This is a genomic window from Micromonospora sp. NPDC057141 (assembly GCF_042670805.1).
GTDB lineage: Bacteria > Actinomycetota > Actinomycetes > Mycobacteriales > Micromonosporaceae > Micromonospora.
This window is the reverse complement of sequence record NZ_JBHUVA010000019.1, coordinates 43,413-64,759: the sequence shown is the minus strand read 5'-3', so window position 1 is coordinate 64,759 and position 21,347 is coordinate 43,413. Positions and strand designations below refer to the sequence as shown.

General features: G+C 75.2%; 17 protein-coding genes. 7 read left to right on the top strand and 10 right to left on the bottom strand.

Annotated elements, in window-relative coordinates:
* The first annotated feature begins 57 nt into the window (after positions 1 to 57).
* Positions 58 to 1,104, top strand: coding sequence for a glucose 1-dehydrogenase (locus ACFT41_RS13610; protein ID WP_377583077.1), 1,047 nt, complete (start codon positions 58 to 60; stop codon positions 1,102 to 1,104).
* Between the two features lie 35 nt (positions 1,105 to 1,139).
* Here the strand turns inward: ACFT41_RS13610 and ACFT41_RS13605 are convergent, their stop codons facing one another.
* From ACFT41_RS13605 to ACFT41_RS13585, 5 genes are all read right to left on the bottom strand, one after another.
* Entirely contained in the window at positions 1,140 to 2,456 is a 1,317-nt protein-coding gene (locus tag ACFT41_RS13605; protein ID WP_377582977.1) for a DUF2252 domain-containing protein, read from the bottom strand.
* Positions 2,457 to 2,942: 486 nt separating this feature from the next.
* Positions 2,943 to 3,536, bottom strand: a complete 594-nt coding sequence (locus tag ACFT41_RS13600) for an NADH-quinone oxidoreductase subunit B (protein WP_377582979.1) — start codon at positions 3,534 to 3,536, stop codon at positions 2,943 to 2,945.
* Between the two features lie 84 nt (positions 3,537 to 3,620).
* Positions 3,621 to 5,168 carry a pyridoxal phosphate-dependent decarboxylase family protein gene (locus ACFT41_RS13595; RefSeq protein ID WP_377582981.1) on the bottom strand — a complete coding sequence of 516 codons (1,548 nt, stop codon included), beginning with the start codon at positions 5,166 to 5,168 and terminating at the stop codon, positions 3,621 to 3,623.
* Complete coding sequence (locus ACFT41_RS13590; RefSeq protein WP_377582983.1) at positions 5,165 to 6,628, bottom strand: MFS transporter; 1,464 nt, start codon at positions 6,626 to 6,628, stop codon at positions 5,165 to 5,167. Before ACFT41_RS13590 ends, ACFT41_RS13595 begins: the two co-directional genes overlap by 4 nt.
* Before the next feature lie 32 nt (positions 6,629 to 6,660).
* Positions 6,661 to 6,975, bottom strand: a complete 315-nt coding sequence (locus tag ACFT41_RS13585) for an MGMT family protein (protein ID WP_377582985.1) — start codon at positions 6,973 to 6,975, stop codon at positions 6,661 to 6,663.
* A 13-nt stretch (positions 6,976 to 6,988) separates the two neighbouring features.
* Between ACFT41_RS13585 and proB the strand changes: the two genes are divergently transcribed.
* Both proB and ACFT41_RS13575 read left to right on the top strand, forming a co-directional pair.
* Positions 6,989 to 8,146, top strand: coding sequence for a glutamate 5-kinase (gene proB, locus ACFT41_RS13580; protein ID WP_377582987.1), 1,158 nt, complete (start codon positions 6,989 to 6,991; stop codon positions 8,144 to 8,146).
* A gap of 74 nt (positions 8,147 to 8,220) precedes the next feature.
* A complete protein-coding gene (locus ACFT41_RS13575) occupies positions 8,221 to 9,465 on the top strand; it encodes a glutamate-5-semialdehyde dehydrogenase (RefSeq protein WP_377582989.1) in 1,245 nt (414 codons plus the stop codon).
* A gap of 10 nt (positions 9,466 to 9,475) precedes the next feature.
* Here ACFT41_RS13575 and ACFT41_RS13570 read toward each other — a convergent pair whose 3' ends face one another.
* From ACFT41_RS13570 to ACFT41_RS13550, 5 genes are all read right to left on the bottom strand, one after another.
* Entirely contained in the window at positions 9,476 to 10,315 is an 840-nt protein-coding gene (locus tag ACFT41_RS13570) for a prenyltransferase/squalene oxidase repeat-containing protein (RefSeq protein ID WP_377582991.1), read from the bottom strand.
* A gap of 177 nt (positions 10,316 to 10,492) precedes the next feature.
* Positions 10,493 to 11,740 carry an adenylyltransferase/sulfurtransferase MoeZ gene (gene moeZ / locus ACFT41_RS13565; RefSeq protein ID WP_377582993.1) on the bottom strand — a complete coding sequence of 416 codons (1,248 nt, stop codon included), beginning with the start codon at positions 11,738 to 11,740 and terminating at the stop codon, positions 10,493 to 10,495.
* A gap of 40 nt (positions 11,741 to 11,780) precedes the next feature.
* Positions 11,781 to 12,686: a DUF3152 domain-containing protein gene (locus tag ACFT41_RS13560; RefSeq protein WP_377582995.1), complete on the bottom strand. Its 906-nt coding sequence runs from the start codon at positions 12,684 to 12,686 to the stop codon at positions 11,781 to 11,783.
* A 113-nt stretch (positions 12,687 to 12,799) separates the two neighbouring features.
* Positions 12,800 to 13,753: a DUF3152 domain-containing protein gene (locus ACFT41_RS13555; RefSeq protein WP_377582997.1), complete on the bottom strand. Its 954-nt coding sequence runs from the start codon at positions 13,751 to 13,753 to the stop codon at positions 12,800 to 12,802.
* 143 nt (positions 13,754 to 13,896) lie between these two features.
* Entirely contained in the window at positions 13,897 to 16,848 is a 2,952-nt protein-coding gene (locus ACFT41_RS13550) for a hypothetical protein (protein ID WP_377582999.1), read from the bottom strand.
* A 147-nt stretch (positions 16,849 to 16,995) separates the two neighbouring features.
* Here ACFT41_RS13550 and ACFT41_RS13545 point away from each other — a divergent pair, with 147 nt between their 5' ends.
* From ACFT41_RS13545 to ACFT41_RS13530, 4 genes are all read left to right on the top strand, one after another.
* Positions 16,996 to 17,634: a TetR/AcrR family transcriptional regulator gene (locus ACFT41_RS13545; protein WP_074472473.1), complete on the top strand. Its 639-nt coding sequence runs from the start codon at positions 16,996 to 16,998 to the stop codon at positions 17,632 to 17,634.
* A 65-nt stretch (positions 17,635 to 17,699) separates the two neighbouring features.
* Positions 17,700 to 17,927 carry a DUF3107 domain-containing protein gene (locus tag ACFT41_RS13540; RefSeq protein ID WP_377583001.1) on the top strand — a complete coding sequence of 76 codons (228 nt, stop codon included), beginning with the start codon at positions 17,700 to 17,702 and terminating at the stop codon, positions 17,925 to 17,927.
* Positions 17,928 to 18,306: 379 nt separating this feature from the next.
* Positions 18,307 to 20,001 carry a DEAD/DEAH box helicase gene (locus ACFT41_RS13535; RefSeq protein ID WP_377583003.1) on the top strand — a complete coding sequence of 565 codons (1,695 nt, stop codon included), beginning with the start codon at positions 18,307 to 18,309 and terminating at the stop codon, positions 19,999 to 20,001.
* A gap of 157 nt (positions 20,002 to 20,158) precedes the next feature.
* Complete coding sequence (locus tag ACFT41_RS13530) at positions 20,159 to 21,313, top strand: class I SAM-dependent methyltransferase (protein WP_377583005.1); 1,155 nt, start codon at positions 20,159 to 20,161, stop codon at positions 21,311 to 21,313.
* Positions 21,314 to 21,347 lie beyond the last annotated feature (34 nt).

The window sequence follows — 21,347 nt, the reverse complement described above, 5'->3', positions numbered from 1 at the left end:
GTACCGGATGGCGGTTTTGCCGGGCGGCGGCGCGCCAGGCGGGGAAAGATGAGGGTCGTGCACGCCGTGACCGTCACCCCGGGAGTCCGCAACTCGCTGCGCCTCGTCGACGACCACCCGGAGCCGCACGCCGAGGAGGGGGCGATCCTCGTCGAGGCGCTGGCCGTGGGGATCTGCGGCACCGACCACGAGATCGTCGACGGCACCTTCGGCGAGGCCCCGCCCGGGGCGTCGACCCTGGTGCTCGGGCACGAGTCGCTGGGCCGGGTGCTGGAGGACCCGAGCGGCACCCTGCACCCCGGTGACCTGGTGGTCGGCATCGTCCGGCACCCCGACCCGGTGCCCTGCGCCAACTGCGCGGTCGGCGAATGGGACATGTGCCGCAACGGCGAATACACCGAGCACGGCATCAAGGGGTTGCCCGGCTTCGCCCGGGACCGGTGGCGGGTGCAGCCGCGCTTCGCCGTCGGGCTGGACCCGGCCCTCGCCCCCGTGGGGATGCTGCTGGAGCCGACCAGCGTGGTCGCGAAGGCGTGGGACCACATCGAGCGCATCGGGGCCCGCGCCGAGTGGCAGCCGCAGACCGTGCTGGTCACCGGCGCCGGCCCGATCGGCCTGCTGGCGGCACTGTTGGCCACCCAGCGCGGGCTTGCCGTGCACGTGCTGGACCGCGCCGAGACCGGGCCGAAGCCGGACCTGGTCCGGGCGCTCGGCGCGACGTACCACACGGGGTCGGTGGGTCAGCTCGACCTCGACCCGGACGTGGTGGTGGAGTGCACGGGCGCCCCGTCGGTCGTGCTGGACACGATGTGCAAGGCCGGGCCGACCGGCATCGTCTGCCTCACCGGCGTGTCCAGCGGCGGCCGGACCCTCGACTTCGACGCCGGGGCGCTCAACCGGGAGCTGGTGCTGGAGAACAACGTGGTGTTCGGCTCGGTGAACGCCAACCGCCGGCACTGGGACCTGGCCGCCACGGCGCTCGCCCAGGCCGACCAGTCCTGGCTGAACGCGCTGATCACCCGCCGGGTGCCGGTGGCGGCGTACGCCGAGGCGTACACCTCCACCGGCGACGACATCAAGGTGGTGCTCGACTTCACCCGCTGAGCGGCCTTGCTGCGCCAGCCCCGCCCCGGCCCCGCTCAGACGCCGGGCAGCCGGCCGTTGCGGAACAGGTCGACGAAGAGCTGGTGGTCCTCGCGGGCCCGCAGCCCGTACGCGTGGGCGAACTCCACCAGCCCGGCGACGAACCCGTCGGGGTCGGCGTCAACGGCGGCGACGATCGCCTCCTCGGTGGAGTAGTCGACCAGGTCGTGGCTGGACTCGTCGTCGGCCACCGAGTGCATCCGGGCCACCGCCCGGCCCAGGTCGGCCAGCACCCCGGCCAGCTGCTCCGGCTCGTTGACGTCCGACCAGTCCAGGTCGGCGGCGTACGGGGAGACCTCGGCGACGAGCTGGCCCGCCCCGTCCAGCTCGGTGAAGCCCAGCCACGGGTCGGCGTGCGCCTGGAGCGCCCGCTGCGACTCCGCCGTGCGGTGCCCCTGGTGCCGGAAGTACGACCGCACCCGCTCGTCGTCGATGTGCCGGGCCACCGCCGGCACCTGGGCCTGCTTCATGTAGATGACGACGTCGTTCTCCAACGCCTCGGTGTGCCCCTCCAGCAGCAGGTTGTAGGACGGCAGCCCGGCCGAGCCGATGCCCACCCCCTTGCGCAGCACCACGTCCTTGATGTGCGCGGAGACCGGGCGCAGCTTCGCCGACGACTCCGGCAGGGTGTCGAGGTAGTCGGCGAACGCGGCGCAGACCTTCTCCCGGGTGCCGCCGTCGATCTCGTACACCCCGTCGCCGAGGGAGAACCGCCGCTCGTAGCTGTCGACGGTGGTCTGCGCGGCGAGCAGGTCCACCCGCGTGTTGAGCCGCGCCTGCTGGAGCACCCGGCGCAGCACCCCGTCGGCGTTGTCGAGGGTGATCGAGCCGATCGCGTCGTCCCCACCGGCGGCGATGGCCCGCAGCTCCGTCAGGTACGACCGGGCGAAGCCGGCGACCAGGTCACCGATCGCGCGGTCGGAGAGCGCCTTGGCGTACCCGAGCAGGGCGACGCTGGCGGCCAGGCGGCGCAGATCCCAGGAGAACGGCCCGACGTACGCCTCGTCGAAGTCGTTGACGTTGAACACGAGCCGCCCGGAGGCGTTCATGTAGGTGCCGAAGTTCTCCGCGTGCAGGTCCCCGTGGATCCACACCCGGCTGGTGCGCTCGTCGAGGAACGCGTCGTCGGCGAAGTCGCCGCGCTGGTCGGCGTAGAAGAGCGAGGCGCTGCCCCGGTAGAAGGCGAACGGCGAGGCGGCCATCTTGCGGAACTTGCGGCGGAACGCCGCCGGGTCGAGCGCCATCGACGCGCCGAACTCCTCGGTCAGCACGTCGACGATGAAAGCGGAACGCTGGTCCGCAGACTGGTTCATGGCCGCAGGCTAACCCCAGTCCGCCACCGGTCCCACCCGGCCCCTGGCCCCAGCCCCGGCGTTGCCCTCGACCTCGGCCCTGCCCTGGCCCACCCGCCCTCCGGCGCACACGGGTCACGACACGCCACCACCCTGCGTGCTGGCCGCCGCGCCGCGGGCGGAGGCCCCGCGAGTGCAACGCCGCGTGACGACGCCCCAACCGGGCAAGACCTCCACGGCTCCCTTTGCTCTGCACCCACCCACGCATCACCCAAGCAGAGCTGCTTACATAGACCATCACGCATGGATATCGGCGGACAGCAGTCGGTTACAGTGCGCGAGCGTTGCGTCGGCGGGTGCAGAGCAAAGGGACGGGCTTCAGCGTGTTGCCACCACGGCGGTATCGCGCTCTGTCACGGCAGCGGTGACGACCGGGGTGGGCAGCGGGCGCTGCGGACGACCCGGCTGCGGCGCCCCCGCGCATGCCGGACCTGGCGGCAGGTGCCCCTAGGCCGTGGTCGGCGGGCGGACCGGCGGAGCGGTCAGCGAGTTCACCGGGCGGGGCGGCCGGGCGACGGCGGGGGACGTTGGGGAAGCCGCGTCGGCCGGGGAGGCCAGGGGGTCGGGGCGGGGGACGCCGCCGATGCCGGACTGCTCGGCGGCGATCTTCTCCTGCAGGCGCAGGATGCCGTGCAGCAGCGCCTCCGGGCGGGGCGGGCAGCCCGGCACGTAGACGTCGACGGGGATGAGCTGGTCGACGCCCTTGGTCACCGAGTACGAGTCCCAGTAGGGGCCGCCGCAGTTGGAGCACGCGCCGAAGGAGATGACGTACTTCGGCTCGGGCATCTGGTCGTAGAGCCGCTTGATCGCCGGGGCCATCTTGTCGGTGACCGTGCCGGAGACCACCATGAGATCGGCCTGGCGGGGGCCGTGGGCGAACGGGATCACGCCCAGCCGGATGAAGTCGTGCCGGCCCATGCTGGTGGCGATGAACTCGATCGCGCAGCAGGCCAGGCCGAAGTTGAACACCCACAGCGAGTAGCGGCGGCCCCAGTTCAGCACGAACCGGATCGGCTCCCCGAGCACTGCCGGCAGCTGCACGATCGCCCCCTCTCTCCCGCGCCAGTCAACCACAGCCGCCGCCCCGCACCGCCGGGGCAGCGCAAGGAGCAGCTCAGCGGCAGCTCAGTACGTGGGGCGTTGCAGCAGGCCGACGAACTCGACCAGCAGCCGCTCCCGCAGGGCCGGCGGGGCGGCGTCGAGCAGGGCGTTGACGGTGGCGTCCGGCGCGAAACCGCCGCCGGGGTCAGCCGCCGCGCCACCAACACCGGCCGCCGCGCCGTCGGGTCCCGTCGTCGCCCCGCCGAGGCCGAGGGCGGCGGCCAGGCCGGCGACCAGTTCCGGGGTGAGGGCGTCCGGGGTCAGCGTCGCCGCGAGCGCGGTCAGCTCGGCGGGCAGCTTCACCGGCCCGGCGGCCCGGGCCGCCGCCGCCGCGTCGGCCAGGTCGGGGCCGAACTCCGCCACCCGGGGGGCCACCGCGGCGGTCACCGTGAGGTGCACGCTGGCCGGCAGATCGGCGTACGAGAGCTGCGGCTGGGTGTGCCAGCCGCGCGCGGTCAGCTCGTCGACCAGCACGAACAGGTCCAGCGTCGGGTCGGTGGAGGTGAAGCAGACCACCGTCGACTCGGGCTCGGCCAGCAGCCGCAGGCCGCCGGTGCCGCGTACGGCGTCGGCGAGCCCGGCCACCGCGTCGCGGGTCGCCGCCGCCAGCCGCAGGTAGCCGTCCTCGCCGAGGTGGCGCAGGGTGGCGTACGCGGCGGCGATCGGGCCGCCGGAGCGGGTGGAGGCGATCACCGGGTTGACCATCGTGTAGCCGGGCCAGTCGGCGTACGCGAAGAACTGCGGGGCGCGCAGCGCCGGGGTGCGGTGCAGCAGCACGGAGACGCCTTTCGGGGCGTACGCGTACTTGTGCAGGTCGACGGAGATCGAGGTGACCCCGGCGACGGCGAAGTCGAACGGCGGCACCGGCTCGCCGAGGCGGCGCAGCCAGGGCAGCGTCCAGCCGCCGAAGCACGCATCGACGTGGCAGCGCACCCCGGCCTCGGCGGCCACCGCGGCGATCTCGGCGACGGGGTCGACGACGCCGTGCGCGTACGAGGGGGCGGAGCAGGCCACCAGCACCGTGTCGGGGCCGATCGCGGCGGCCACGGCGGCGGCGGACGGCCGCAGCGTCACGGGGTCGACCGGCACCGGATCGAGGGCCACCCGCAGGTAGTGGGCGGCCTTGGCGAACGCCGCGTGGGCGGTCACCGGCACGACGATCCGGGGCGCGACGATGTCGGGGCGGGCGTCGCGGGCGGCCTTCACGGCGAGGATCAGCGACTCGGTGCCGCCGCTGGTGACGCTGCCGACGACGTCCGGCGCGCCCGTGCCGGGGCCGCCGCCGAGCAGCCGGGACGCCGCCCCGACCAGCGCGTTCTCCATCGCCAGCAGCGACGGGAAAGCCGTCGGGTCGAGCCCGTTGACGTGCGCGCTGCTCGCGTGGGCGGCGGCGGTCAGCTCGTCGAGGCCGGGCACGGCGGGGTCGTAGACGTACGCGAAGAGCCGCCCGCCGTGCGTGGGCCGGTCCCCCGCGCGCAGCGCCGTGATGTCGCCGAGCACCCGCTCGGCCGGCAGCCCATGCCCCGGCAACGCCCGCCCGGTGTCCTGGCCGTTCTCCTGGTCGTCGTTCATGCGGCGGTGACGCCCTTCTCGTGGTGGCCGGTCCCATGGTGGCCGGTGGCGGAGGCGGTCAGCAGGTCGTCCCGGGTGAGCGTGTAGTGGCGCAGCAGGAGCAGGGGCGGGCCGACCAGCAGGGCCGGCAGCAGCGTGAAGCCCAGCAGCACGCCGAGCCGGGCCGCGTCGGACTGCACGGCGGCCGTGCCGGTGTCGGAGGAGACGTACCCGCTGAGCTGGAGCACCAGGCCGTAGAGGCCCGGCCCGAGGGCCAGGCCGAGGGTCTCCCCCGCCGTCCACAGGCCGGTGAACACGCCGGCCTGCCGGCGGCCGGTGCGCGCCGTGTCGTACGCGATGCAGTCCGGCAGCATGGCCAGCGCGAAGACCTGCTGGCCGGCGTACCCGACGCCGATGACCGCGACCACGAGATAGACCGCGACGGCCGGCAGCGCCGGCGCGGCGACCAGGCCGGCGGCCCCCGCCGTGAGCAGCGCGGACCCGGCGACCAGCGCGGCCCGCTTGCCGACCCGCGCGCCGACCCGGGTCCACAGCGGCATCACCAGCAGCGCCGGCCCGACGAAGCAGGCGAACAGCACGGTGGGGCCGGTGGTCGGGTCGCGCAGCACCTGGTCGGCGAAGTAGCTGACCCCGGCCAGGATGGTGGCCACCCCGGCGGACTGGATCACGAAGCAGACCAGCAGCGCCCGGAACGGCCGGTTGCGGGCGGCGACGGCGAGCTGGGCACGCAGCGTCGGCTCGCTCTCGCCGACCGTGCCGGTGGGCGCGCCCCGGGTGCCGAGAAACGCGCCGAGGGTGCCGAGCACGATCAGCGCGGCGACGAACAGGCCCATCCAGCGGTGCCCGGCGACGCCGTCGCCGCCGGCGTTCACCACGGCCGGGGCCACCGCGCCGGAGACCAGGATGGCCACCGCCAGCACCGCGATCCGCCAGCTCATCAGCCGGGTACGTTCGGCGTAGTCGTCGGTCAGCTCCGCCGGCATCGCCACGTACGGGACCTGGAAGAACGCGAACGCGGTCGCGGTGGCCAGGAAGGCGAGGGCGACGTACGCCCCGGCGGCCGGGCCGACGCCGAACGGGGCGGCGAAGATCGCGGCGAACAGCGCGGCGAGGGCGAGCCCGCCGAGCAGCAGGTACGGCCGGCGGGCCCCCCAGCGCGACCTGGTCCGGTCGGAGATCCGCCCGGCGACGGGGTTGACCAGCACGTCCCACGCCTTCGGCAGGAGCACCAGCAGGGCGGCCACCCCGGCGGCGACGCCCAGCGTGTCGGTCAGGTACGGCAGGAGCAGCAGCCCCGGCACCGTGCCGAACGCGCCGGTGACCAGGGAACCGAGCGCGTAGCCGGCGTGCACCCGCCGGGGCAGGACGTGACCGCCGGCAGCAGGGGCGGCCTCGCCCGCGCCGGCCGGCAGCGCACGGGCCGCGGGCGGTGTGCCGGGTCCGGCCGGCGGCAGCGTCATGACGCCGAATGTTACTCACGTTACGGTCGCGGTCACATCCCCTCTTCCGGCGACCAGGCCGCCGCCGACACGTCCACCCCGGTCGCGCCCAGCGGGGTGCCCTCGGTGCGCAGCCGGGCCCGCGCCTCGACCTCGTGACCGGGCGGCAGCCGGCCCGCCGAGTTGACCACCCGGTGCCACGGCACCCCGCCCCCGTGCCGGGCCATGATCGAGCCGACCAGCCGCGCCGACGCCCGCCCCGAGCGCTCGGCCAGCGCGTCGGCGACCGCCCCGTACGACATCACCCGGCCCGGCGGGATGCGCTCGACCAGCTCCAGGACCGCCTCGACGTACTCCGCAGGTGTCACGAGCTGCCACGATATGGGAACGCCGACGGGGCCCGCCGACCCGACCGCGCAGAATGGGCGGGTGCGTCTCGCAGTCACCTCGGCCCGGCGGGTCGTCGTCAAGATCGGCTCATCCTCGCTGACCACCGCGTCCGGGGGCCTCGACGACGCCCGCGTCGACGCGCTGGTCGACACCCTCGCCCGGCTCGCCGCCGACGGCCGCGAGGTGGTACTGGTCTCCTCCGGCGCGATCGCCGCCGGGCTCGCCCCGCTCGGGCTCAGCCGTCGCCCGCGCGACCTGGCCACCCAGCAGGCCGCCGCGAGCGTCGGCCAGGGCCTGCTGATCGGCCGGTACGCGGCCGGCTTCGCCCGGCACCGCCTCACCGTCGGGCAGGTGCTGCTCACCGTCGACGACGTGACCCGACGGGCGCACTACCGCAACGCGTACCGGACGCTGCGCAAGCTGCTCGACCTGCGGGCCGTGCCAATCGTCAACGAGAACGACACCGTGGCCACCGAGGAGATCCGCTTCGGCGACAACGACCGGCTCGCCGCCCTCGTCGCCGCCCTCGTCCACGCCGAGCTGCTGGTGCTCCTCTCCGACGTCGACGCCCTCTGGACCGGCGACCCGGCCCGCCCCGAGTCGACCCGGATCACCGACGTACGCGACGAGCGGGACCTGGCCGGCGTGCAGATCGGCGGGGCCGGCCGGGCCGGCGTCGGCACCGGCGGCATGGCCACCAAGGTCGAGGCGGCCCGCATCGCCACCGGCTTCGGCATCCCCGTGGTGCTCACCGCCGCCCCGCTGGCCGCCGCCGCGCTGGCCGGCGACGAGATCGGCACCCTGTTCCACGCCGAGCGGCGACGCCCGACCGCCCGGCTGTTCTGGCTGGCCCACGCCACCACCCCGCGCGGGCGGCTGCACCTCGACGCGGGCGCGGTGGCCGCCGTGGTGGGGCGGCGCAAGTCGCTCCTGCCGGCCGGGATCACCGCCGTCGACGGGGCGTTCACCGCCGGCGACCCCGTCGACCTGGTCGACGCCGGGGGCGCGCCGGTGGCCCGGGGGCTGGTCAACTACGACGCCGTGGAGCTGCCCGGGCTGCTCGGCCGCTCCACCGGCGAGCTGGCGGCGGCGCTCGGGCCGGCGTACGAACGTGAGGTCGTCCACCGCGACGACCTGGTGCTGCTGTAAGCAGGGCCCCCTGTCAACGCATTCTGTTGTACGAGGGTCCCTTCCCAACACCGTGACATCGTGAGGAGTGCAGGATGAGCGTCGTCGAGCAGGCCCGGCGGGCCCGGGGCGCGGCGGAGGCCCTGGCGGTCGCCACCCGCACCGCCAAGGACGCCGCGCTGGTGGCGATGGCCGACGCGCTGGTCGCGCGTACCACCGAGATCGTGACCGCGAACGCGGCGGACCTGGCGGCCGGGCGCGCGGCCGGGCTGAGCACGGCCATCCTGGACCGGCTCGCCCTCGACGCGGCCCGGGTCGCGGGCATCGCCGACGCGCTGCGCGAAATGGCCGCTCTACCCGACCCCGTCGGCGAGGTGGTACGCGGCTCGACCCTGCCCAACGGGCTGGAGCTGCGGCAGGTCCGGGTGCCGTTCGGGGTGGTCGGGATCATCTACGAGGCCCGCCCCAACGTGACCGTGGACGCCGCCGGGATCTGCCTGAAGTCGGGCAACGCGGCGCTGCTGCGCGGCTCGGGGTCGGCGGCGCACTCCAACGCGGCGCTGGTGGAGGTGCTGCGCGACGCGATCGCCGGCGCGGGCCTGCCGGCGGACGCGGTGCAGCTGCTCGACGCCAGTTCCCGCGACTCGGTCAAGGAGCTGATGCGGGCGCGCGGCCTGGTCGACGTGCTGATCCCGCGCGGCGGGGCGTCGCTGATCCGCACCGTCGTCGAGGAGTCGACGGTGCCGGTGATCGAGACCGGGGTGGGCAACTGCCACGTGTACGTCGACGCCGCCGCCGACCTCGCCAAGGCCCTCGCGATCACCCTGAACGCGAAGACGCAGCGCCTGTCCACCTGCAACACCGCCGAGTCCCTGCTGGTGCACGCCTCCGTCGCGGATGCGTTCCTGCCGGCGGTGCTGGCCGCGTTCGCCGAAGCCGGGGTGACCGTGCACGGCTCACCGGAGGTCGCCGCGTACTCGCCCACGGTGGTGCCGGCGACCGACGAGGACTTCGCCACGGAATACCTGTCGGCAGACATTTCCGTCGCCGTCGTCGACTCGCTCGGCGCGGCGGTCGCGCACATCCGCCGGTACGGCACCGGGCACACCGAGGCGATCGTCACCGACTCCCAGTCGGCGGCCCGCGAGTTCGTGGCCCGGGTGGACGCGGCGGCGGTGATGGTGAACGCCTCGACCCGGTTCACCGACGGCGGCGAGTTCGGCTTCGGCGCGGAGATCGGCATCTCGACGCAGAAGCTGCACGCCCGGGGGCCGATGGGCCTGCCGGAGCTGACGAGCACGAAGTACGTGGTGACGGGCGACGGGCATGTGCGGGGGTGAGCCGGGACGGTCAGCGGCAGGCGCGGATCGCCGCCAGGGTGGTGTGCACGTCGAACTGGTGGCCGTCGTCGCTCTCCCAGCCGCCGTCGCTGCGCTGGGTCTCGGCCAGCCGACGGCGCGCCGCAACCAGCGTCCAGTGCTGCTCGTCGACGCCGACCCGGCGCAGGGCGGCAGCTAGCGAGGCCGCGTTGGCCGGAGAGAGCTTCGGCATCCGGTCGGCCAGCGCCACCTGGATCCGGGCCGACTCGTAGAACAGCTCCTGCCGGTGGAAGACCGCCGCGCTCAGCCAGCCGACGGCCAGGTACGAGGGGAAGGTGCCGTCGGGCTGGAGTTGCCCCGCGAGGGCCTGTGCGGCGGTGTGCACGACACCGGCGTACGCGCTGCCGGTGGCGTACGCGCTGCTGTCGGCGCGGTCTAGCGGCCCGGCGGCCCGCGCGTCGAGGTCGGCGACGGTCAGCCAGAAGGTGACGGTGGCGGTCAGGTAGAGGCGTGCCTCGGGGTCGCCGGGGCGGGCCCACCAGGGGGCGTCGTCGGCGAGGGCGGCGTCCTCCTCCCAGCCGCCGTCGGCCTGCTGCCGGGACGCCAGCCAGTCCAGTGCCCGGCGGGCGGCGGGACGGCCGAGTGCGCCGAGGTCGTCCAGCTCGGCGAGGCGGAAGCAGGTGGCGTCGACCGAGGCGACGTCGCCGCCCCACACGGCCGGCCAGCCACCGACGGGCGTCTGCCCCACCTCGGCGCTGTCGAGCAGCTCCGGCGACGGCGCGGCACCGGCCCGCAGCCACGACAGTCGGGCCCGTTCCACCGCGTCACCGTGTGCTACCACGAACCCGATCGCGGCGTCCAAGTCGACCACGGCAGGAACGCTACCGGCGCAAACGCGATCCCACCTCGGATGGTCGGCCGAGCGACACTGGGCGAGCAGATGCCAACACTGGGCGAGCAGGTGTGAACAGTGGGCGAGCGGGTGTGAAAGAGGGCCCCTTCTCTACCGAAAGCGTTAAGAAGGGGCCCTTCCTTGCACTCCCTGCGCTCAGTACGCGGGGAGGGAGGGGTCGATCTGCTTGATCCAGGACAGGACGCCGCCCTGGACGTGCACCGCGTCGCGGAAGCCGGCCGCCTTGAGCGCGGCGAGCGCCTCGGCGGAGCGCACGCCGGACTTGCAGTGCAGCACGATCTGCCTGTCCTGCGGCAGCTTCGCCAGCGCCTCGCCGGAGATGATCTCGCCCTTGGGGATCAGCGTGGAGCCGGGGATCCGGACGATCTCGTACTCGGCGGGCTCGCGGACGTCGACGAGGAAGATGTCCTTGCCGGCGTCCTGCCACTCCTTCAGCTCGGCCGCGGTGATGGTCGCGTCGACGACCGCCTCCTGGGCCTCCTCGGAGACCGCGCCGCAGAAGTCCTCGTAGTCCTCCAGCAGGTCGGTGACCGTCGGGTTCTCGCCGCAGAGCACGCAGCTCGGGTCCTTCCGGACCTTGATCTTGCGGTAGCTCATCTCCAGGGCGTCGTAGACCATCAGCCGGCCGACCAGCGGCTCACCGATGCCGGCGAGCAGCTTGATCGCCTCGTTGACCTGGATCGAGCCGATCGACGCGCAGAGCACGCCGAGCACGCCGCCCTCGGCGCAGGACGGGACCATGCCGGGCGGCGGGGGCTCCGGGTAGAGGCAGCGGTAGCAGGGGCCGTGCTCGGCCCAGAACACCGACGCCTGGCCGTCGAACCGGTAGATCGACCCCCAGACGTACGGCTTGCCGAGCAGCACCGCCGCGTCGTTGACCATGTAACGGGTGGCGAAGTTGTCGGTGCCGTCGACGATCAGGTCGTAGCCGGAGAAGATCTCCCGCACGTTGTCCCGGTCCAGCGCCGTGTTGTGGATCTCCACGTTGACCAGCGGGTTGATCTCGCGGATCGACGCGGCTGCGGACTCGGCCTTGGACCGGCCGATGTCGGAGACGCCGTGGATGATCTGCCGCTGGAGGTTGGACTCGTCGACGGTGTCGAAGTCGATGATGCCGAGCGTCCCGACGCCCGCCGCGGCCAGGTACATCAGGGCCGGCGAGCCGAGGCCACCGGCGCCCACACAGAGCACCCGGGCGTTCTTCAGCCGCTTCTGCCCCTCGACCCCGACGTCGGGGATGATCAGGTGGCGCGAGTAGCGGCGGATCTCGTCAACGGTCAGCTCGGCGGCGGGCTCGACGAGCGGGGGCAACGACACGGTGGACTCCCCGGGATCGGCGTGGGTGACGAGCCATTGTCGCTCGCCGGGTCGCCGATCGGCCATGAGCAGGGCCACCCGCCCGACATGCGGGAGCGGGAATAACTCAGATGCCCGGGGTCGGCTCCCCCGCGTACCGGGTGCCGTCGAGGTAGGGCCACGGGTTGGCGACGCAACCGTCGAGGCCGTACGTCTGCTGCTGCATCACCGGCGCGGGCTCGCCCGGCCCCGGGCAGGCCTCGTGCAGCTCGCCGAGTTCGTGCCCGACCTCGTGGTTGACCACGTACGCGCGGTAGACGTCCAGCGGGGCGCCGTAGTCCGGGACCGCCTCCATCCAGCGGGCCAGGTTGATGATCACCTGTCCGGGCAGGCGGCAGGAGGTGTACCGCTCGGTGTGCAGCCCGCCGAGCGCGCACATCCGCTCGGAGGTGGCCGGGGTGGCCAGGTAGACGGTGAAGTCGACGTCGGGGGCGGGGGCGTCGGGGGCAGCCTCGGCGGCGGCGTCCAGGCCGGCGGCGGCGGGCCCGGTCACCCGCTGCAGCCGCAGTCCGCCCGAGGCGATCCAGCTGCGCGGGTCGCCCAGCACCTCGTCGACCACGGCGGCGAAGGCGTCCGGGGCCTGGCCGGTGTCCCGCTCGACGAGCACCCGGTAGCGGCGCACCGGCCCACCCGCGCCCTGGACCGGGGACTGGCCCGCCGCCGTCGTGAACCGGCCGGGCCCGCTGGTCGGCCAGTCGCCCGCCCGCCCGCGAACCGCCGGGTCGGCCGGGTCGGCCTGGTCAGCCCGATCAGCGGGGTCGGCCCGATCAGCGCGGACGCTGCGTTCGCCCGCGCCCGCGCCGGCCCCTACCCCGCCGGGGTCCGCCGGCCCGGACGGCGGCACCGCGCCGAGGACGAGGAGCACGGCGGCGGCGACCGCCACCAGGGCGGCCAGGCCACCGAGCGCCGTACGCGGACGCGAGCGACCCGGCAGTCGGGGGCGGTACGCCCCGGAAGGGGAGAGCGAAGTCACCCTGTCAGCCTGACAGACGAACCGGGCTGAACTGCGCTTTTGCCACCTTCAGCGCGAGAAGTCCTCGCCTTTCCCGGCTCGGCCCGCCCCCGGTCACCACGGCGGACGCCCGGTCACAACGGCGGGCCGGCGTAGCGGCGGCCGTCCCGGTACGGCCACGGGTTGGCCACGCAGCCGTTGAGGAACAGGGTCTGCTGCATCATCACCGGCGCCGGCCGGCCCGGCTTCGGGCAGCGCTCGTGGCGGTGGCCCAACTGATGCCCGACCTCGTGGTTCACCACGTACGTCCGGTAGACCGAGAGCGGCACCCCGGCCGCGACGAAGTGCGGCACCGACAACCGCCACCGGTCCAGGTTGATGATCACCTTTCCGGGCGCGCGGCACGAGGTGTACGGCCGCCCGCCCACCCGGATGTCGACCCCGCCGGCCGCGCACATCCGCCCCGCCGTGCGGGCCGTGGCCAGGTAGACCGTGAAGTCGTGCCGGGCCGAGCCGGGCACCCGCTGCAACCGCAGCCGGCCGCTGTCCACCCAGCTTCCCGGCCCCGCCAGCGCCTCCTGCACCGCCGTGCCGAAGTCGCGCACGTCCTCGCCCGCCTCCCGTTCCACCGCCACCCGGTAGCGGCGCAGCGCGCCGGCCGCGCCGAGCACCGCGCCGGGGCGGTCGTCGTACCGGAAGCCGCCCCCGCCGGCCGACGGCACGGGGCCCGGGATCCGCAGCACCGGAGACGCGCCGGGCGCCGGCGGGGCGCCGGCGTCGACGGGCGGAGGGCCGCCGAAAGCCGCTGCCGGACGGCCGCCGGGGCTCGGCGACGAGGGCGGGAGGGCCGCACCGCCCGCCGGGGCCGGGGTGAGGGCCGCCTGGTCCACGGCCAGCGCGTCGACGCCGGCCGGTGGCCCGCCGCCGGCCGGCGGCCGGGCCGCCAGCAGGACCGCGCCGGCCAGGACGCACCCGGCGAGGGCGGCCGCCGACAGCAGGGCACGCCATCGAGCGGCCGGTGCCGCCAGGGAAGTCGGGGCGGCGGGAGAATCGGGGCGGGAAGCACGTCGACGCAGGAATCCGGGCATCCCGGTCAGGATGCCACGTCACACGCCGTCACCGGGTTCGCCACTTCGGCGAGCAACCCGAGCACCCGTGGACGTAGAGCACCGGCTCGGCCCCCGGCCGCGTTGCAGACCGCCGGCCGGCCCGGGCCGGACCGGCCGGCGGATCAGGCCAGCAGCGCCTCGATGCGCCGGTTGACGGCCGCCAGCGTGGCCCGGACGACGGCCTGCCGGGGATCGCCGGCCACCAGCGCCGAGCCGGCGAGCTGCTCGACCCAGCCGTCGCAGACCAGCAGCACCACCACCGTGGCCACCTCGCAGTTGCCGAACGGCACCACCGCCGCGTGCTCGACGAAGCACCGCCCCCGGTCCGGCTCCTGCTCGCCGCCGCGCAGCAGCTGGTCCACCGCCGCTGCGGCGGCCACGGCGCAGAGCCGCAGCACGTAGCCGTCCACGGCGGGCCCGGTCGCGTACCCAGACGCGGTCTCCCCGTCGGTGAGTAGGCGAACCTCGACGTTCGCGTCGAGGCCGAACGTGCTGACCTGGACGTGGTCGATCACCACGCGGGGCCCCGGCGCGCCGCCGGTGTCCAGCGGTCGCGACGGCGCGGTCTCCGTCGTGGTCATCTGCCCACCGGAGTACGAGGAACCGAGCGTCGCCGGGCTGCCCGTCGCGAGGCCGGTCGGGGCGGCGGTGACCTGGCCCGGCTCCTCCACGGCGGCCCGGCCCCGGTGCGCGGTCGCCTGGCGGCGCCGGCGCGGTGGCTCCCCCGCCGGGTCGGCCCGGCGGTCGGCCCGAGGCGGCGGCACGTCGGCCGGCGGTCGGGCCTCCGGCAGCCGGCCGGCAGCCCGGGAGTCGGCTCCTCGGGGGCCGCCTGCGCGGAGGTCGGCGGCCCGACGCTCGGCGGGCCGGGGGTCGGTGCCCCGAAGATCGGGGCGCGCCTCGGCGGAGCGACGACGCACGGGCGGCGGCGGGGCGCTCGGCATCCCCGGGACGTTCTGCGGGGCGGCGGCCAGCCCCATCCGCTCCTGGAGCAGGCGGGCGACCTGGCGGCTCACCTCGGCTGGGTCGGCGCCGTCGGCGAGGTCGAGCCGCAGGCTGTGCGCGCCGGCCGGGGTGCGGCGCAGGGCCGCGTCCCGCACTCCGGCGACACCCCGTACGGCGTCGAGGATGGCGTTGACGTCGAACCCCTCGGGTCGCTCCTGCGGCGGGGCAGGCTCGTCGTCGCGGCGAAGGTGGGTGGCGATGCGGGCGAGCTCCGGGGTCTCGGCGGGGGGCTCCACGGCTGGCGGCTCCGGCACGACGGGCACGTCCGGTTCGGCGGGGACGCGCTGCGGCAGCACCGCCGTGCGGTCCGGCTGCCGGCCCCCGTCGGCCGGGGCGGCCGGGGTCACCGGGTCGGGTGCGGATCGGCGGGCCGCGTACGGGGGTGCGCTCGTCGGGGCGGGCGCGGGCGGGGTGCGGACCAGCCGCCCGATCCCGCTCGTGGCGGGTGCGGCGGCCGGCCCGGCACCGGTGGCGGTCGGCGGTTGGCCTGGCGCGTCGGTGGGCGGGACGTCCTCGGGGACCGAACGGAGCCGGAAGGGCCGGGCGACGGCGGCCCGGACCTCGGCCGGGTCGACGGCCGCAGCGGCCGAGTTCTCGTATCCGGATGCTCTCTCGTATCCGGATGCTCTCTCGTGCCCGGGTGCCGAGTCCTCGTGGCCGGCGGCGTCGTACCCGGCCGCGGGCGGGGCGGACGCGGGGCGGCCACCGGCCCAGGCTGGGCGCTCGGCCGGCTCCGGGGTGGGCCGGGCGGCCGGCTCGACCCCGGCCCGGGGCCCGGACCCGGGCCGGGCCAGCTCGTATGGCCGGATCGGCTCGGCCCGCACCGGCTGGTACGGCCGGATCGGCTCGGCCCGCACCGGCTCGTACGGCCGGATCGGCTCGGCGGCGTAGGGGCGGCTCGGCTCCGGCGAGTAGCCCCGACCGGCCTGCGGGGCCCAGTCGGCGGGCCGGCCCTCGCGCGGCGGCGGACCGGCCTGCTCGCCCTCCGCACGCGCCGGGCCGGCATGCTCGGCCTCCGCGCGGGCCCGACGCCCGGACAGCTCGTCGTCACGGGGCCGGAGGCCGACCGACTCGTCGTCACGGGAGCGGCGGGCCGGCTCGCCCTCGTCGTCGCGGGGGCGGCGACCGACGGGCTCGCCCTGGTCCCGGGACCACGGCGGCGCCCAGCCCCCGCCCCAGCTAGGGCGGTTCCAGTCGGGACCGGCCCAGCCCGGCGGGGGCGGCGCGGCGCTCTCGCCGCGCCCCCGGGCCGCCCCACGGTCCGGCTCGCCGGGATAGCCGCCACGATCGGCCTCGGCCGGATAGCCGCCACGATCGGGCTCGGCCGGATAGCCGCCACGGCCGGCCTCGTCGGGGTAGCCGCGCGGATCGTCGTCCTCGGGCGGGAACCGATGGTCCCAGTCGTACGGCCCGTTGGCGGTCGCGCCCTGCTCGGGGACGGTCCGGTCGGCGGGGACAGGAAAGCCGGGTGACACCTCGAAGCCGGAGTCGGCCGGGCCAGCCGGCGGGACCTGCCCGGCGGGGGGCGCGGACGCCGGGGCTCCGCCGTCCGGCCAGCGGCCCAGGCGAGGGCCCGGCTGGTCGTCGGAGGAGTGCCGGGCGGTGGGGTCGGGGTCGCCGCCGCGCGGCGGGCCGGCCGACCGCTCCAGGGCGGGGGCCGGACGCTGGGCGGGGACGGCCAGCCGGTCGTCGTCGGTCTCCCGGTCCTCCGGGAACGGCGGGGCGCTGACCGGCGCCGGGCCGCCCGCGCGCGACTCGTCCCCGGGGTGGCTCACGCCGTTGACGTGCGGGTGACCGTTGACCCGGGTCGGGGGCTGACCTCGGGTGGCCGGGCCGGGCAGGGGTGCCGGCAGGTCGCCGTGGCGCGGCGACGAGGCGCCCCACCCGGACGCCGGCTCGGCGCGGCCCCAGCCGGATGCCGCCTCCCGCGGTGCGCCGGCGTCGCCGCCACCGGACCAGCCGGTCGCCGAGGGCGCCCACCCGCTGACGGAACGGGCGAGGTCGTCCTGCTGACCCGTTCCGTCGCCGTGCTCTCCCGGGGTGGCGGCACCGGGTTGCCCTGCTTCACTCACCGCGCGCTCCTTGGTCGCCCCCGCTGAGGCTACCGTGTGGTGACAGTGGCGATAAGTTACAGCGGCGGGCCAATTCCGAGCGGGGTTCATCGACCCCGACCGGTTCGGGCGAAATGCCGGCTCGTACGACCAGTTTCGGAGGTTCCCATGACGGCTGTGGGGAACGGTGCCCAGACCGCCGGCCGGCCCACGCGTTTGCCCCGCTCCGCGCGGCGCAAGCAGCTGCTCGCGGCGGCGCAGGAGGTGTTCGTCGCGCAGGGCTACCACGCCGCCGCAATGGACGACATCGCCGAGCGGGCGGGGGTTTCCAAGCCGGTGCTCTATCAGCACTTCCCGGGCAAGATGGAGCTCTACCTGGCGCTGCTGGACACGCACTGTGACGCGATCGTGGCGAAGGTGCACGACGCGATGCGGGGCACCAACGACAACAAGGAGCGGGTCGGCGCGTCGGTTCGCGCATACTTCGACTTCGTCGACCACGAGAGCGAGGCGTTCCGCCTGGTCTTCGAGTCCGACCTGCGCAACGACCCGGCCGTCCGGCAGCGGGTGGAGCGGGTCGAGCAGGGCTGCATCGCCGCGATAACCGACACGATCATCTCCGACACGGGGGTGAGCCGGGCGCACGCCGAGCTGCTCGCCTCCGGCCTGGTCGGCGCGGCGGAGACGGCTGCGCAGTTCTGGCTGGCCGGGGGCCGGCAGGTGCCGAAGGCCGAGGCCGAAGCGCTCGTGGCAGCGCTGTCCTGGCGGGGCATCGCCAGCTTCCCGCTACAGGGTGAGTCAGCCTGAACATCCCGCCGCGAGATCGGATAGCCTTCCCACGGCGGCTTTTTCGCCCCAGTTGAGGAGGCACCGTGGAGGTCAAGATCGGCGTGCAGTACGCACCGCGCGAGCTGGTTCTGGAGAGCGCGCAGTCGCCGGCCGAGATCGAGCAGATCGTGACTGACGCCTTCGCGAAGGCCGAAGGGACGCTCTCCCTGACCGACGAGAAGGGCCGACGGGTCATCGTGCCGGTCAACAAGGTCGCCTACGTCGAGATCGCCGAGGCGTCGCCGCGGGCGGTCGGTTTCACCGTCCGCTGATCTCCTCGTCGGAGATCGCCCGGCAAAGGCGCTGGCCGGCCTGACCGTGCAGGTCGGCCGGCTGGACGACCTCGGTGGGGAGGGTCGCCTCGGTCATCGACACCACGGGTGGAGTGATTCAGGTCACAACTGTCGACCCCGACTGTCGGGCCTCTGCCTTGAACAGGGACGACAGCGGGGTGGCTCAGGTAGTATGGGGCAGTTGCCGTGGGCGCCGACCTGGCCGAAAGGCCGGTCCGACCCGAAGTCCTGCCCACGGCGCGCGTGCGGCCCGGTCCGGCTCGGCGATTTCCGCCCCCGACCGTGTGGCCCGCGCCACTACCGACCGCGCCCTGAGGACTTGACGGGGCGCACCACGAGAGGGCACCCCCAAATCCAGATGAGCGAACAGATTTTCGATTCCACAGCCGACCAGGAGCTGGCTCCGACCGCCCCGGTGCGCCCGGAGGCACCCACCTTCGCCGAGCTCGGCGCCCGGCCGGAGACCGTCGAAGCGCTGGCCGAGGCCGGCATCACCCGCGCCTTCGCCATCCAGGAATATGCGATCCCGATCGCGATGCGCGGCGTCGACATGATCGGCCAGGCGCCCACCGGCACCGGCAAGACCCTCGGCTTCGGCGTGCCACTGCTGGAGCGGGTCTTCGCCCCCGCCGAGGGCGGCGACGGCGTGCCGCAGGCACTCGTCGTCGTCCCCACCCGCGAGCTGGGCATCCAGGTCGCCAAGGACCTCGCCGCCGCCGGCAGGACCCGGGGCATCCGGGTGCTGCCGATCTACGGCGGCGTGGCGTACGAGCCGCAGATCGACGCGCTACGCAGGGGCGTCGAGATCCTGGTCGGCACGCCGGGCCGGCTGATGGACCTGCAGAAGCAGAAGCACCTGCGACTCGACCGGGTGCGCGCGCTGGTCCTCGACGAGGCCGACCGGATGCTCGACCTGGGCTTCCTCGACGACGTCGAGAAGATCCTGAAGATGCTGCCGGAGGACCGGCAGACCATGCTCTTCTCGGCCACCATGCCGGATCCGATCGTCACCCTGTCCCGGCGTTTCCTGCGCCAGCCGATGACGATCCACGCCGGGCACACCGCCGAGACCGGGCCGTCGCCGCAGACCGAGCAGCTCGTCTACCGCACCCACTCGATGAACAAGGTCGAGATCGTGGCCCGCATCCTCCAGGCGGAGGGGCGCGGCCTGACCATGATCTTCACGCGGACCAAGCGGGCCGCCGACCGGGTCGCCGAGGACCTCGACTTCCGCGGCTTCGCCGTGGCCGCCGTACACGGCGACCTGGGCCAGGGCGCCCGGGAGCGGGCGCTGCGCGCGTTCCGGGCCGGCAAGATCGACATTCTGGTCGCCACCGACGTGGCCGCCCGGGGGCTGGACGTCAGCGGCGTCACCCACGTCATCAACTACGACTGCCCCGAGGACCAGGACACCTACACCCACCGGATCGGCCGCACCGGCCGGGCCGGCGCCACGGGCGTCGCGGTGACCTTCGTCGACTGGGACGACATGCCCCGCTGGCGGATCATCGACAAGACGCTCGGGCTGGAGATGCCGGAGCCGCCGGAGACGTACCACACCTCGCCGCACCTCTACACGGACCTGGACATCTCCCGCGACATCACCGGCACCCTGCCGACGGCGGAGCGGACCCGGGCCGGGCTGTCGGCCGAGGTCGAGGAGGACCTCGGCGGCCGGCCCCGGCGCGGCGACACCGGCGGTGGCCGGGGCTCCCGGCGCGGCGACCGGGGCGAGCCCCGCGGTCGCGGCGAGCGCCGCCGGGGCCGTAGCGACACCGACGCCGCGCCCGACGCCGCCGACGCCGCGCCCGACGCCGATCCCTCGGCCGAGCGGTCCGCCGAGGGCGACGCCCGCACCCCGCGCCGCCGGCGTCGGCGCCGGGTCGGCGAGGTCGTGGCCGGCGAGCCGACCGTGGTGATCTCCGCAGAGCCGTCCGGCTCCGAGCCCGCCGCGACGGCCGCCGACGGCGAGCCGGCCAAGCCCCGCCGCCGGCGGCGCCGCCGGGGTGGCGGATCGAGCGCGGGTACGCCCGCCGAGGCGACCGCCGACTGACCCACGTGCAACCGTCGACATCCCCCGCCCCGGCCCGCCGGTGTGGGGGATGTCCCGTTCCAGCGCCGATCGGCTCAGCGCGCCGACGCCGTGCCCCGGCTTCCCGCTGTGGATCACCCCCGCGTCCGCCACCCGCCGCGGCGAGGAAGATGGAGAGATGCCCGAACCCCTGGACGCCGCCCTGACCGAGGTCCGGGCCCTGCTGCTCGACCCCGCGCTGACCCGGGCCGTCGCCGCCGGCCGCCGCAAGGGGCACCGCCCCTCGGTGGTCCGCGCCGAGCTGCGCCCCGTCGCCCTCAAAGCCGGCCCGAGGTTGCAGATCGCCACCTCCGACGGGGCCCGCCCGTACACCCGCAACCTGGCGCCCGGCGCGGAGGCCGGCGCCGCCGTGGACGCCCTGCTGGCCGAGCCGTTCGGCAACTGGCACGTGGAGACCGCCGACGTGACGCTCCAGCTGCGGGTGACCAAGTCCGGCGAGGCGCAGGTGCACCGGGCCGTCGCCGCCCGGCCGGCCGCCGAGCCGGGCGGGCACGACCGGGCCAAGGAATGGCTGCTCGACCCGGGCGACGAGATCTTCGCCGAGATCGGCGGTTCGGCGGCGAAGCGCCGGCAGGTGGACGCGTTCCTGCGGGCGCTGGCCGCGACCCTGCCGGACGACCTCACCGGGCCGCTGCGGGTGGTCGACCTGGGCTGCGGCAACGCGTACCTGACCTTCGCCGCGTACCGGTACCTGTCGCAGCGGGGCCTTCAGGTGCGGCTGGTCGGCGTCGACGTGCGGGAGGACCAGCGGCTGCGCAACACCGAGCTGGCCGAGCGGCTGGGCTGGACCGACCGGGTGAACTTCGTGGCCGGCACGATCGCCGACGCGGTGGTCGACCCCGCGCCCGACCTGGTGCTGGCCCTGCACGCGTGCGACACCGCCACCGACGAGGCGCTGGCCCGGGCGGTGCGCTGGGACGCCCGCTGGGTGCTCGCCGCGCCGTGCTGCCACCACGACCTCGCCGCCCAGCTGCGCGCCCGGCCGGCCCCGGCCCCGTACGACCTGTTGACCCGGCAGGGCATCCTGCGCGAGCGCTTCGCGGACGTGCTGACCGACTCGCTGCGGGCGGCGCTGCTGCGGCTGCACGGGTACCGGACCGAGGTGGTCGAGTTCGTCGACTCCCGGCACACTCCCCGGAACCTGCTGATCCGGGCGCGCCGCGCAGGTGGCCCGCCGGCGGCCGAGCAGCGGGCGGACTACCGGGCGCTGGTCGGCCAGTGGCAGGTCACCCCGCGCCTGGAGACACTGCTCGCCGCGCCGCCGACCGACTGACCGACGGGGCGCGGCTCGTTCAGCGGCGGCGGCA